Annotated in this window: 13 protein-coding genes; 3 read left to right on the top strand and 10 right to left on the bottom strand. The window is 71.8% G+C overall.

The genetic code is table 11. The annotated features are described in order from the left end of the window. Positions 1 to 4 precede the first annotated feature (4 nt). The 4 genes from ACWEOE_RS21150 to ACWEOE_RS21165 form a co-directional block, all read right to left on the bottom strand. Entirely contained in the window at positions 5 to 739 is a 735-nt protein-coding gene (locus tag ACWEOE_RS21150; protein WP_452011617.1) for an SRPBCC family protein, read from the bottom strand. Position 740: 1 nt separating this feature from the next. Beyond that, positions 741 to 1,331: an ArsR/SmtB family transcription factor gene (locus ACWEOE_RS21155; protein WP_452011620.1), complete on the bottom strand. Its 591-nt coding sequence runs from the start codon at positions 1,329 to 1,331 to the stop codon at positions 741 to 743. 31 nt (positions 1,332 to 1,362) lie between these two features. Then, positions 1,363 to 2,181, bottom strand: coding sequence for an alpha/beta fold hydrolase (locus tag ACWEOE_RS21160; protein ID WP_452011723.1), 819 nt, complete (start codon positions 2,179 to 2,181; stop codon positions 1,363 to 1,365). An 88-nt stretch (positions 2,182 to 2,269) separates the two neighbouring features. Next, positions 2,270 to 3,592, bottom strand: coding sequence for a M20/M25/M40 family metallo-hydrolase (locus ACWEOE_RS21165; protein WP_452011623.1), 1,323 nt, complete (start codon positions 3,590 to 3,592; stop codon positions 2,270 to 2,272). A gap of 228 nt (positions 3,593 to 3,820) precedes the next feature. Between ACWEOE_RS21165 and ACWEOE_RS21170 the strand changes: the two genes are divergently transcribed. After that, positions 3,821 to 4,624, top strand: coding sequence for a carbon-nitrogen hydrolase family protein (locus ACWEOE_RS21170; protein ID WP_452011626.1), 804 nt, complete (start codon positions 3,821 to 3,823; stop codon positions 4,622 to 4,624). Here the strand turns inward: ACWEOE_RS21170 and ACWEOE_RS21175 are convergent. After that, positions 4,621 to 5,238 (bottom strand): enoyl-CoA hydratase-related protein, encoded by a 618-nt coding sequence (locus ACWEOE_RS21175; protein ID WP_452011628.1) that lies wholly within the window; start codon positions 5,236 to 5,238, stop codon positions 4,621 to 4,623. The two genes, ACWEOE_RS21170 and ACWEOE_RS21175, sit on opposite strands and share 4 nt — an antisense overlap. A 245-nt stretch (positions 5,239 to 5,483) precedes the next feature. Here ACWEOE_RS21175 and ACWEOE_RS21180 point away from each other — a divergent pair, with 245 nt between their 5' ends. Further along, the gene (locus ACWEOE_RS21180; RefSeq protein ID WP_452011631.1) at positions 5,484 to 6,590 is read left to right on the top strand and encodes a serine hydrolase domain-containing protein; all 1,107 of its coding nucleotides are present in this window, start codon (positions 5,484 to 5,486) and stop codon (positions 6,588 to 6,590) included. A gap of 146 nt (positions 6,591 to 6,736) precedes the next feature. Here the strand turns inward: ACWEOE_RS21180 and ACWEOE_RS21185 are convergent, their stop codons facing one another. The 3 genes from ACWEOE_RS21185 to ACWEOE_RS21195 all read right to left on the bottom strand — a co-directional run bounded on the left by ACWEOE_RS21185 (position 6,737) and on the right by ACWEOE_RS21195 (position 10,524). Then, positions 6,737 to 7,591: a LysR family transcriptional regulator gene (locus ACWEOE_RS21185; RefSeq protein WP_452011634.1), complete on the bottom strand. Its 855-nt coding sequence runs from the start codon at positions 7,589 to 7,591 to the stop codon at positions 6,737 to 6,739. 88 nt (positions 7,592 to 7,679) lie between these two features. Beyond that, complete coding sequence (locus ACWEOE_RS21190) at positions 7,680 to 8,048, bottom strand: DoxX family protein (protein WP_452011636.1); 369 nt, start codon at positions 8,046 to 8,048, stop codon at positions 7,680 to 7,682. Positions 8,049 to 8,163: 115 nt separating this feature from the next. Further along, the gene (locus ACWEOE_RS21195; RefSeq protein WP_452011639.1) at positions 8,164 to 10,524 is read right to left on the bottom strand and encodes a glycosyl hydrolase family 95 catalytic domain-containing protein; all 2,361 of its coding nucleotides are present in this window, start codon (positions 10,522 to 10,524) and stop codon (positions 8,164 to 8,166) included. A 335-nt stretch (positions 10,525 to 10,859) separates the two neighbouring features. Between ACWEOE_RS21195 and ACWEOE_RS21200 the strand changes: the two genes are divergently transcribed. Beyond that, a complete protein-coding gene (locus ACWEOE_RS21200; RefSeq protein ID WP_452011642.1) occupies positions 10,860 to 11,531 on the top strand; it encodes a TetR/AcrR family transcriptional regulator in 672 nt (223 codons plus the stop codon). On the opposite strand, the gene ACWEOE_RS21205 is transcribed toward ACWEOE_RS21200, so the two are convergent. Next, entirely contained in the window at positions 11,452 to 12,249 is a 798-nt protein-coding gene (locus ACWEOE_RS21205; protein WP_452011645.1) for an SDR family oxidoreductase, read from the bottom strand. The genes ACWEOE_RS21200 and ACWEOE_RS21205 overlap by 80 nt on opposite strands. An 87-nt stretch (positions 12,250 to 12,336) precedes the next feature. Then, entirely contained in the window at positions 12,337 to 12,774 is a 438-nt protein-coding gene (locus ACWEOE_RS21210; protein ID WP_452011648.1) for a winged helix-turn-helix transcriptional regulator, read from the bottom strand. Positions 12,775 to 12,911: the final 137 nt, after the last annotated feature.

Here is a 12,911-nt window from a genome sequence, read left to right on the forward strand (position 1 = left end):
GGGCTCAGGCGGTAACGCGCCCGAGCCACTCCTGCCAGCTGCGCTCGTCGCCACCGTCCGCGGTGAACACGTGGTGGCACACCATGAGCGGACCCCGGAAGCCCTCGATGAAGCAGTACAGCGCGTCGGCCGTTCGCACGCCCACGGTTTGCGGGTTCACGAAGTAGACGACCCCTTCGGTGCTCCGCCCGGCGTGCTCGACGCGGACGCGGTCACCCTGCGCCGGCCGCTCGGCCAGCCCGAGTTCGGCACCGAGCGCGGCCCACTGCCGGTCCCAGTCGGCGACGGGCGGGCCGAACGCGGTGACCGGAGTGGCGACGCGGCCGGCGAAGTGCGTGACGTACTCGGCGAGGTTGGCGAAGAAGAGCGCGCCGCCCGCGGTCATGGCCTCGAACTCCTCCTCCCAGTCGTCGCCGGGGAGGAATCCACTCGTCACGCAGCGGATCACCGAACTGCCACCGTCGCGGCCCTCCACGAGGAACTCGTACCCGACCCGCCGGCCATCCGGCCCGGGCCCGGTCTCGTACGCGAGCCGCTTGAGCGGATCCCACCCCGTGATCGAGTACTCCGGCTCCCAGCCGGCGAACGCACCGCGCACTACCCCGCCGACGCCGCCTTCGACCTCGTTGCGGCCCATGAACCACGAGTCGATGCCCGGCCCGGTCGCGATCGCCGCCCAGACCTCCTCCGGCGTCGCCGCCACCTCGGCCGATCCCGGGATCTCGAATTCCTTGCCCACGTCAGTCCTCCTCGTCCGGCACAGCCGGGTGCACGGCCAGGACCATGCGGTACGCGCGGCCGTTCTCGGCACCCTCGTCGTGGTACTTGCCCACCAGTGTGGTCAGGGCCACCGTCAGCTCTTCGGCGAACGCGGCCCGCTCGGCCGCCGAGGCGAAGCGCACCTCGCCGTCGAGCGCGAACGTCGCCACGCGCTTGCGCGCCTTGGCCGCGCCCGTGATCAGGATTCCGACGTCACGCACGAGCCGGCCGGCCACGGCCAGCAGCCAGCGCGCCGACAGCCGGTCCGGCGACTGCGCCGGATCCGGCTGCACCGCGGCCAGGGCCGCCGGTGAGATCACGTACGACGCCGCGGTCGCGCGCATCATGCGCTCCGTGACGTTGCCCTTGCGCCGCTCTTCCACCAGCTCCACGAGCCCGTGCTTCTCCAGCGCGCGCAGGTGGTAGTTGACCTTCTGCCGGGGCAGGTCGACGCGCGCCGCGAGCATCGTCGCCGAAGCCGGCTCGGACAGCTCCGCCAGCAGCCGGGCCCGGACCGGGTCCAGGGACACCTCGGCCGCCGCCGCGTCCTCGATCACCGCAATGGGGAACATGCGCCCATCGTGGTACCGAAAAACTAAGTTGTCAAGATTTGCGAAGTTGTCGGCGGCCCTCGCGCACCGACGCCACGATCCGGGCAGGACCTGTGCCGCGGATCGTGGCGGCACGACGTGCCCGACGCCGGGCAGCACCACCGCCGTGCCGTGCTGCAGGCCACCGACGAGGTGCTCGACGTCCGCGGCCGCCACGATGCGGTCCCGCTCCCCCACGATGGCTGTCACGGGCAGGGCGCCCACGCGCGCCAGCGCCGCATCGCGGGCGTACGCGGCGAGCGCCGGGCGGAACGCGGCGACGGTGTGCGGCCAGGTGCGCCGGATCATGGCCACGGACAGCTCGACCAGCTCCGGCCGCGGATCGTCGCCGAAGAGCCACCAGCGCAGCCCCGCACCGCCCGCCTCGTGTGCTCGCGCACGAGCCCGAACAGCTTCGCGCCCAGCACGTGTTCCAGGTCCCGCGCCAGCATTCCGAGCGCACCCGGCCACGCGGCCGAGGCCTCGGTGGCGAGCCGCCGGACGACGTCGCGAGCAGCACCAGCCCGGCCACCCGCGCGGTGAACAGCTTGCGGTGGCGCTGGGTGAGCGCCATGATCGCGAGTCCGCCCATGTCGTGGCCCACGAGCACGACCCGGCCTTCGGGCACCTCGCGCTCCAGCACCTCGGCCAGGTCGTCGCCCAGCCGGGCCATCGTCGCCGTGCCCCGCCCGGCGCGTCCGGACTTGCCGTGGTCGCGGTGGTCGTAGGCGACCACGGCCGGCGGCTCCTCGACCGCCTCCGGCAGCAGCGGCGCGATCCGGTCCCAGCTGTACCGGTCGAGCGCGTAGCCGTGCAGCAGCACCACGGTCACGCCGGCCGACGGGTCACCCCACCGCACGAGGTGCAGGGGTGTCCCATCGGCGAGCGTGAACGCGGGCGCTTCGGGTTTGACCCAGCCCTCAGGACGAGCGCACGAACCGGTCGAGCACGCGCGTACCGAACTTCAGCGCGTCGACCGGCACGCGCTCGTCCACGCCGTGGAACAGCGCCGAGAAGTCGAGCTCGGCCGGCAGCTTCAGCGGCGCGAAGCCGAAGTTGCGGATCCCGAGCTGCTGGAAGGACTTCGCGTCGGTGCCGCCCGAGAGCATGTACGGCAGCGTGCGCGCGCCCGGGTCCTCGGCGAGCACCGCGGCGGTCATCGCGTCGACGAGCGCGCCGTCGAACGTCGTCTCGACCGGCGGCAGCTCCATCCACTCCTTCTCGATGTCCGGTCCGAGCAGTTCGTCGAGCTCCCGGTCGAACGCCTCGAGGCGCCCGGGCAGGATGCGGCAGTCGACCGACGCCTCGGCGAACGACGGGATCACGTTCGACTTGTAGCCGGCGGTGAGCATCGTCGGGTTCGCGGTGTCGCGCAGGGTCGCGCCGATCATGCGGGAGATGTTGCCCAGCTTGGCGACGGAGCCTTCCAGGTCGTCCTCGGGGAAATCCCAGCCGGTGATCTCGGTGACCCCGGCGAGGAACTCGCGCACGGAGTCGGTGAGCACCAGCGGGAAGCGGTGGTTGCCGAGCTTCGCGACGGCCTCGGCGAGCTTGGTGACCGCGTTGTCGCGGTGGATCATCGAGCCGTGGCCCGCCGTGCCGCGCACGCGCAGCTTCATCCAGCGAATGCCCTTTTCGGCCGTCTCGATCACGTACGCGCGCACGTCGTCCTTCAGCGTGATCGAGAAGCCGCCGACCTCGCTGATCGCCTCGGTCACGCCCTCGAACAGCTCGGGCCGGTTCTCCACCAGCCACTGCGCGCCGTACTTGCCGCCGGCCTCCTCGTCGGCGAGGAAGGCGAACACGATGTCGCGCGGGGGCACGATGCCGTGGATCTTGTAGTGGCGGGCGAGGGCCAGCGTCATGCCGACCATGCCCTTCATGTCGACGGCGCCGCGACCCCAGACGTAACCGTCCTGCACGGCACCGGAAAACGGGTGCACCGACCATTCGGCCGGGTCGGCGGGCACGACGTCGAGGTGCCCGTGGATCAGCAGCGCCCCGCGGGACGGGTCGGCGCCCGGCAGGCGGACGAAGACGTTGTGGCGGTCCTCGGCGCCGGACTCGACGTAGGTGATCTCGTAGCCGGCGTCGGTGAGCTGTTCCGCGACGTACTCGGCGGCTGCGCGTTCACCGACCAGGGTGTCGGGGTCTCCGGTGTTGGTGGTGTCGATGCGGATGAGGTCGCTGGTGAGCGTGACGGCCTCGTCAGCGGCGGCGTCGATCGAGTTCGGTTCGGTCACCCGACATTCCTATCATCGGCGGCTGCGGCAGGCCGCCCGTGCGCGCCGCTCAGGGGCGATCCAGCGCCGAGACCACCTCGGAAACGGGACGCAAGTGCCGGTTCAGGACCGATCCCGAGCCGCTCCGCCGTCCTCGACCGGGACCGGCTCGGTGCGGTTTCGGTCGTGTATACACGGAGTACACGTAGTGGTGACGGGTCGCCGTCGCTCCCTGAGAGGACGCTTGTCATGGTGCAGGTCGCCGTCGCGCAGTTCGCGCCCACCGACGACAAACCGGCCAACCTGGCCGAAGTCGCACGGCTCGCGGGCGAAGCCGCCGACCGCGGCGCCGAGGTCGTGGTGCTGCCCGAGTACTCGATGTTCACCGTGCCGAAGGTCGACGAGCGGTTCGTGGCCTCGGCCGAGCCCCTCGACGGCGCGTTCGCCACGGGGCTGCGCGAACTCGCGCGTGAGCGCGGGATCACCGTCGTGGCCGGGATGAACGAGGCGGTTCCGGAGGGCGGGCGGATCTGGAACACGCTCGTCGCGGCGGGTCCGGACGGCGAGTTCGCCGCGCTGTACCGCAAGATCCACCTCTACGACGCGTTCGGCTTCCGCGAGTCCGACGTGATCCTCGCGGGTGAGATCACCGAACCCGCCACGTTCAAGGCCGCCGGCCTGACCTTCGGCCTGCAGACCTGTTACGACCTGCGCTTCCCCGAGGTGACGCGGCGGCTCGTCGATGCCGGCGCGCAGGCCGTGCTGCTGCCGGCGGAGTGGGTGCCAGGGCCGCTCAAGGAGTACCACTGGACGACGCTGGTGAAGGCGCGCGCGATCGAGAACACCGTGTACGTCGCCGCGGCCGGGCAGATCGCGCCGATGGGGTCGGGGTCGAGCCTCGTCGTCGACCCGATGGGTGTGGTGTCGGCGTCGCTGGGCGAACGGCCGGGGGTCGCGGTCGCGGACATCTCGACCGACCGTCTCGAGCAGGTCCGGGCCACGAACCCGGCGCTCGCGCTGCGCCGGTTCTCCGTGGTGGCGAAGCGAAACTAGGCGAACCAGCTCTCGCCGCGGTGCGCGCCGAGGCCGATCTCCTTCACGGCCGCGGCCGCGCCGGGCGCGCTGCCGAGCGAGCGCGCGAGGTCCACCGCCGCGGCGAGTTCGGTGCCGGCCGGCACGACCCGGTGCACGATCCCGCACCGCGCGGCCTCCGCCGCCGTGAGCCTTCCCGTGCGGCACAGTCCGTGCACGGCCTGCTCGGAAAGGCGCTCGGGCAGCGGCACCGCGCCGCGTGGGTCGGGCAGCGCGAACTCGGCGTGGTTCGCGGCGACGATGAGATCGGTCATGAGCGCGAGCTCGAACCCGCCGCCGCGGGCGACGCCGTTGACGGCCGCGATCATGGGTTTGCCGAGCCGGAAGAAGTCTGCCACGCCGGCGAACCCGCCGGAGCCGGACGCGAGGTCCCAGCCCACCGAGAAGTACTCCGAGCCGGCACCGGTCACCACGCCCGCGAGCAACGCCGGGTCGTCGCGCAGCCGTGCCCAGGCGGAGTAGAGCTCGAAGCTCAGCCGGCAGTCGATCTTGTTGCCACCGGGCCGGTCCAGGGTCGCGACCAGCACGCCGTCGACCACCTCGGTGCGCACGGCACAGGGCGGGGCGGCGGTCACGCTCGGACGGTAATACCCGTGCCGCCGCCGGTCAAACCGGAGCCTGCCTGATCCGACCGCCTGCGCCGTGTCTCAATCCCGTTGCCCTGCACGGAAACCGCCCGAACGCGACAGTGTCCGGACCAGTGCGACCATCAGGCCGTTCCGCGCGACGGGCAGATCGTGGCAGAGGGTACGGTCGAGTCCGTGCCCAGCTCGCCCGCCCACGCCCGCACCGGCGAACTGCTGGCGACCCCGCTGCCGTCATGACCGTCCGCGGCGGGGTGCGGCCGGGGTTCGAGGCGGTGCGCGAAGCGTTCGACGAGGTCGCGGCGGCGACGTCGGGTGGGGTCGCGTTCAGCGTCTTCCGGCGGGGCACGCTCGTCGTGGAGCTGTGCGCCGGGTCGGCGGCGCCCGGCACCCCGTGGACACCCGCCACCCGCGTGGTGCTCTTCGGCGGCACCAAGGGGATCGTGGCGATCCTCGTCGCGATGCTCACCGCCCGCGGGAGGCTCGGCCCGGGTGAACGGGTGGCGCGCTACTGGCCGGAGTTCGCGGCGGCGGGCAAGGCCGACGTCACCGTGGCGCAGGTGCTCTCGCACACCGTCGGGCTGCCCTGGGTGGACGCCGACGTGCCGACGGCCGACAACTCCGCCGGCGCGGCGACCCTCGCGGCACAGCGTCCCCTGTGGACGCCCGGCACGCGAGTGGCTTACCACGCCCTGACCTTTGGTTACCTCACCACGGAGCTGCTCCGCCGCGTCACCGGCCAGGGTGTGGGCGAGCTGGTGCGCGAGCTGCTCGCCGCGCCGTACGGGCTCGACCTGCGGCTCGGCACCCCGCCGTCGGTCCCTGTGGCGACGCTGCGGCGCGCGCCCGGCCACTGCATCAGTACGTTCGGCGAAGACGAGGAACGCCGACGCGTGGTCGAGCGCGTGTACCCCGGCCTCCTCAGCTCCACCGACACCGTGAACTCCCCCGAGTTCCGCGGGGCCGAGCTCGCGGCGAGCAGCGGCGTCGGCACGGCGACGAGCATGGCGCGGCTCTACGACCTGCTGCTGGCGGGCTCGCTGGTGCCTTCGCCCGTGCTGAAGCTGGCGACCCGCACGTGGTCCGAGGGCGTCGACGTGATCACCGGCCGGCCGCTGCGCTTCGGCCTCGGTTTCGAGCTGGCCGACCCGATCGACACCTTCGGTCACGGCGACCCCGCCGCCTTCGGCCACTCCGGTGCGGGCGGCGGGCGGCACGGAGCGTGGCCGAGCCACGGGGTCTCGTTCTCCTTCAGCACCAACGAACTGCAGACCGAGGTCGTGGACACCCGGGCGTCGACCCTGCTCGCGGGGCTGCACCGGGCACTTGAGACGGCCCCCTGAACGGGGCGTTTCCCCGCGGTCCGCCGAGAGGAACCCACCGCCTGACCTGCGTCGCCGCCATCCGCTCCACCACCCCGAATTGCCCGGCGGCGGATTCCACGCGGATGCTCGACGCGCAGCCGAAAGTCCTCAGCCTCGAACCGCACTCAAGCAGTGATGAGTTCCGCGAACTCGTAGATCAACCGCGACCGTCGCGACGCGACCCAGGCCACGGCGACCTGGCCCGGCGGCAGGTCGGCGACCGGCACGTGCGTGACGTCCGCGCGGGTGTAGTACTCCGAAGTGGACAGTGGCACGATCGCGATGCCGAGACCGGCGGCCACGTGCTCCAATTTCTCCTCGATGCTGCGGAACCCGCGCGGCCGTGCGACGCCGCCGGCGCGCAGTTCGGTCGCGACGGCCCGCCACTCGGGCACGGCGTCCGGGTCGTTGAGCAGGTGCTCCTCGGCGAGGTCGGCCACGTCGACGCTTTCCTTGCCCGCCAGACGGTGTGTGGCCGGCAGCACGGCGACGCGCGGTTCGCTGAACACCGGCCGCACGGTCAGCCCGCGCGGGTCCACCGGGAGCCGGACGATGCTCGCGTCGGCGCGGCCGTCGTGGAGCACCTCGGTCTGGTCGTCCCACGTGGTGCGGACCAGGTCCACCGCGAGCCCGGGGTGGCGCTCGGTCAGCGCGCGCACGGGTTCGGTCACGGTGATGCCGGGCATGAAACCGATGGTGAAGGTCGAGGTCCCGCGCGCGGCCAGCGCGACGCGGCGGCGCAGCGCCTCGGCGGAGGCGAGGAGGGGACGGCTGTCCTCGAGCAGCTGCCGTCCGGCCGAGGTCAGCTCGGTCGAACGCCGGTCACGCACGAACAGCTGCGCCCGCAGCTCTTCCTCCAGCGCCCGGATCTGGCGCGACAGCACGGGCTGCGCGATGTGCAGCCGTTCCGCCGCCCGGCCGAAGTGCAGCTCCTCGGCCACGGCGACGAAGTAGCGCACCTTCCGCAGATCGACGTCCACCTCGGGGCCTCCCGTCCCTCGGCGCCCAGCGTAGGACAGCCCGGCCCGCGGCGACCGATCACGACCGACGCCCGGGTGAGGGCGGCGCTCAGCCGCCGAACCGGCCGATCGCGACGAACACGGTCAGCACGAGCAACACCATGTTCACCGGCACGCCCTTCGGCTCCTTGCGGCGGGCGTGCACCACGATGGCGCTGAGGGCGACGACGGCCAGGCCCACGGCCGCGATCGGCGTGAGGACCGCCGCGATGTCCAGCGCCCACGGCAGGATCAGGCCGATCGCGCCGAGCACCTCCGCGAGTGCGATCAGCTTGACCGAGGTGGCCGAGAAGTCCTCGACCCAGCTCATGTTGGGGTTCTTCAGCAGCTTCTCCCGCGGCGTCGCCAGCTTCATGCCGCCGGCGCCGAGGTACAGCACTGCCGAGATCCCTGCCGCGATCCACAACGCGATGTTCATGCCTGCTCCCGATCCGTCCGGCTCATGTAGTTGAACGCTACACTGTTCGAGGCCGAATCGGTGGCCGGGTGGCCGCCGGAAGGCGCGGTGGGGCACCTTCCGGCGGCGGTCGGCGTCAGTGCGGGTTCACGGTGATCTCCTGGCCCGGGCGCAGCCGGATCGTCTGCTTCCACTTGCCGGCCCGCAGTTCGGTGTCGGTGCCGCCGACGCTGCGGATCACCGCCTTGGTCACCTTGCCGCGGTCCCATTCGAGGTCGACCTCGAAGCCGCCCCGGGCGCCGATGCCGGTCACCTTGCCCGAGTCGGCCCAGGCCGCGGGCAGGGCCGGCAGGAACTCGATCACGCCGGGGCGCGAGTACAGCAGCATCTCCAGCACCGCCGTCGGCCCGCCGAGGTTCGCGTCGATCTGGAAGATCGTGTAGCTGCCCTGGCTGTACATGTCGAAGAAGTTCGCGGCCGTGCCGTTGCCGTTGTTCATCGACGGCCGCAGCACCGTGAGGAACAGCTCGTAGGCGCGGTCGGCGTCCTTGAGGCGGGCCCAGCACGCGGACCGCCACGCGCAGCCCCAGCCGAACGAGTCCATGCCGCGGGCGATCAGCAGGTTGCGCACGCCCTCGATCAGGTCCGGCGGCGCCGTGTCGAGGTTGATGCGGTCACCGGGGAAGAACCCGATGAGCGGCGAGAGGTGGCGGTGGGTCACCTCGCCGAGGTTCTCCGGCACGAGCCACTCCTGCAGCCAGCCGGTCACCGGGCTCACCGTCGGCATGTGCAGCCGGTCGCGCATGCCGGTGATCGTCTTGCCGTAGTCCCCGTCGCGGCCGAGCAGCTGCGTGGCCTCGGTGAAGTGGCCGAACAGGTCGTGCACCAGCTCCTGGGAATAGGTGTTGCCCTGCGCGTCCGGCCCCTGCTCGGGCGACCAGTCGGTGTCGCTGACGAGGTAGTCGTTGCCGTCGATCGTCTTGGTGACCAGGCGTGCCTCCCAGAACTCGGTCGCGCCCTTGAGCACCGGGTACACCTTGGCCAGGTACGCCTTGTCCCGGGTGAACTCGTAGTGCTGCCAGAGGTTGTTGCACAGCCACGCGTTGCCCGCCGGGTGCCACGCCCAGCCGGAGCCACCGTAGATGTTGGTGGAGAACGCCACCGTCCAGCCGGCGATCTTGCCCGTCGAGTTGCGGAACCTGTTGCGCGGATCGTTGAAAAGCCGGTTCGTCACGTCGGTCCACGCGGGCAGCTGCGCGAGGCAGTAGTCCGCCAGCGCCTCGAAGCACTCCTTGAGGCCCGCGCGGTCGGCGAGCCAGTAGTTCATCTCGATGTTGATGTCGGTGTGGTAGTCGCTGTACCAGTCGGGCGAGTTGTTGTTGAGCCACAGGCCCTGCAGGCTGATCGGCAGACCGGTGCGGGAGCCGGTGATCGTGAGGTATCGGCCGAACTGCACGTAGGTCGCTTCGAGCTCCGGGTCCGGCGTGCCGGGGTCGGTGTAGCGCACGGCGATGCGCGACCACGTGTCCAGCGTGCGCCGGTTGGCCGGCGAGCGGCCCAGGTCCACGGTCATCCGGTCGTAGAGCCCGCGGTAGTCCTTCACGTGCGTCGCGAGCAGCGCGGTGCCGGACGCCGCCGCCGCGGCCTTCACCTTGCCCGCCGCCACAGCCGCCGGGTTCGCGCCGGCGTCGAGGTACTTGCGCGCCGCGTCGGGCACGTAGTTCGTGCCACCGCAGAGCACGATCACGACCTCGCTGCAGCCCGCGAAGGTCACCTCGGTGCCCGAGACGGACACCCGGCCTCCCTTGCCCGCGGCGGTCACGGCGGTGCTGTACTTCAGGCCGTTGGCGAAGGTGCCGCCGAGGGAGACGACGCCATTGCCCGCCGTCGGCTTCTCGTCGCGGGTGGCTTCCAGCGTCACCGAACCGGTGTAGGAACCGCCGCCCTGCTGCGTCAGGCGGATCACGACGACGTCGTCGGGGTGGCTGGCGTACACCTCACGGCGGTAGGTGGCGCCCTTGAGCGTGTAGCTCGCGGTCACGATGCCGTTGCTGAGGTCGAGCGTCCGGCGGTAGTCGCCGACGCCGGTGTGCGACGGCAGCTTCAGGCGCATCTTCGCCAGGAGCCCGAAGCTGCCGAAGTCGTCCTTGCCGTAGGGCAGCTGCCCGTCGTCCTGAATCTTGTCGTTGAGCCCGCCGGTCCACAGCGAGGCGTCGGTGAAGTACACGAAGTCGGCCGCGGGGTCACCGCCGACGAGGCCACCGATCCGACCATTGCCGATCGGGAGCGCCTGCTCGATCACATGGCTCTCGACCGCGGGAGCGGGGTACCACAGCGTGGTCGCGGCGGCTTCGGACACGAGGTCCGCGGCCGGCGGTCTCACCGGCGAAGCCTGCGCCGTGAACGGCTGAAACCCGCTCAGCGCGAAGCCGGCGCCGACGGCGCCGCCCAGCTTGAGAAAGGTCCGACGGGAGGGTGGGGAGGGGAGGTCCGGCATGACAGGTCCGTTCGTCGTCGAAGGCGGAATCCGGCCGTGAGCGAGGCCCGAAGCCCGCCAAACATAGGATGTCTGCCCGAACCTGGTCAAGATTCGTCGGATTTATCTGCCCCGACGGACGGAGGCGGCTCAAATTTCGCCGCAACCGGATCACCCCACTCGCACGAGGTCGGATCACCGCGGGTCCGGGTGGCGGTCTCTCCCCCTTCTGCGTGCGCACGAGCTTGTCGACCGGCGACGCGAGCGCCAGCTCGCCGAACACGCCCTGGTGGCCGGATGACCTGGATCACAGTCAACGAAAAACGTCCAGGTGAGGGAGCTGTACGCTCCGCCCCATGGCCCCTTCGCGGACCCCCCGCCGCCGTCCGAGCCGCGCCGAGACCCGGCGCAGGATCATCGACGCCGCCGGCGAGGTGTTCGCGCGCCAGGGCATCGCCGCCACCTCGCTCAACGACGTCGCCGCGGAGGCGGGGCTCACGAAGGGCGCGGTGTACTCGAACTTCGAGGGCCGCGACGACCTCGTGCTCACGATCATGGAAGAGCACATCGTGAACCGGATGCGCTCGGCCACCACCGCGTTCGACGAGCTGAGCGATCTCGGCGAGGCCACCGCGGAAGCGGGCGCGCGGCTGGCCGCCGGCGTCGACACCGACGCGACCTGGCACCGGCTGCTGCTGGAGTACTGGGGCATCGCGATGCGCAACCCCACCGTCCACCAAGGACTCGCCGTGCGCCGCGCGCAGCTGCGCGACGCCATCACCGCGGCGATCACGCGGGCCGCGACCCAGCGCGGGGTTGACCTGCCGTTACCGCCGCAGCAGCTCGCCGTGGTGGTGCTGGCGCTGTCCAACGGGCTGGCGGTGGAGCGCGGCGTCGAGGCGTCCGCCGTGCCGGACTCGCTCTTCGCCGACGTGCTGAAACTGCTGGTCACGCCCCGCGAAGCCGACGTCGGTGGTAGTGCAGCGCCGCCGGATCCGGCTGCTGGGCCAGGTACTGCCGGAACGTGATCACGCCGTCGGCGTGGTCCGGCGCGAGGTTGCCACCCCCGGCATACGCGCGATACAGCGCGCCGGGCAGCCACACCGGCACCACGCGTTTGGTCCGTCCGCTCGCCGCCAGCACCGCCTTCGCGCAGTCGGTCGCCGTGAGCACCTCCGGTCCGGCGAAGTCCGGCGCCCGGCCCACGGGCTCGGCCTTGGCCAGCTCCGCCAGGCGCCCCGCGAGGTCACGCACGTCCACCGGCTGGAACCGCCAGCGCGGCACCGGGACCACCGGCAGCCGGCCCACACCGGCGAGCACGGCCCGCACGAGCGCGTGGAACTGCGTCGCGCGCTGGATCGTGTGCGGCAGCCCGGAGTTCACGAGCACCTGTTCGGCCGCGAGCTTCGCGCGGTAGTACCCGAGCGGCACGCGGTCGACGCCCACGATCGACACGTACACGACGTGCGGCGGGTTGCCCGTCCAGCGCGCGGCCTCCACCAGCCTGCGCATCGCGTCGACCTCGCGGCGGTAGTCGGTGGCGCAGTGCAGGACCACATCGCAGCCGGCGAGCGCGGTGTCGAGGCCCCGCCCGGTCCGCAGGTCCCCGACGGCCCATTCGGCGCCGGCCCCGCTGCGGCGCCGGCGGCTCAGCACGCGCACGCGCTCCCCCGCCGCCACCAGCCGCTCCACGACCGCGCTGCCGAGCTGACCGGTCCCGCCGGTCACCAGGATCCGTTCCGGCACGCCGCCCCTTCCCGGCACCACCGCCCGGCCGGACGGCTTTCCGCGACCATCCTGGCACGGGGGCGCCCGCCCCGAAACCCACGCGGGTCAGCGGACGGCGCCCACCCGGATCGCGTGCAGCCCCTTCGACGCCACCGGCTCACCGCAGTGCTCGCACACACTCTTCACGAGCAGCGGTTCCCCGCAGTCGTGCTCGTACACCGTCGGCGGCGGGCCCTGGTGCACGAACCGGTCGCCCCACTGCATCAGGCCGAGCAGCACCGGCTGCAGCGCCTTCGCCGACTCCGTGGGCAGGTACTCGAACCGCGGCGGGTGATCCTCGTACTGTTGCTTCTCGAGCACGCCGGAGTCGACCAGCTTGCGAAGACGCGCGGCGAGGATGTCGCGGCTCGCCCCGGTGTTCTCGGCGATCTGGTTGAAACGCCGCTCGCCGAGCAGGACCTCCCGAAGCGCGAGCAGGCTCCAGCGTTCGCCGATGACCTCGAGCGCGTCCGCGATCGAGCAGTCCCGGCCTCGTGTCGCCATCCTTCTCACCTCCGTCGCACCCCAGCTGGAATTTCCAACCTAGCACGTCACCGGCCCGGTGTGAGGTGGCCGACAACCACCACGGCCAGAGTTGTTTTCTCCAACCCACTGGGCGTAGAACGGGATCAACCGGCTAG

Source organism: Amycolatopsis sp. NPDC004368 (assembly GCF_053602515.1).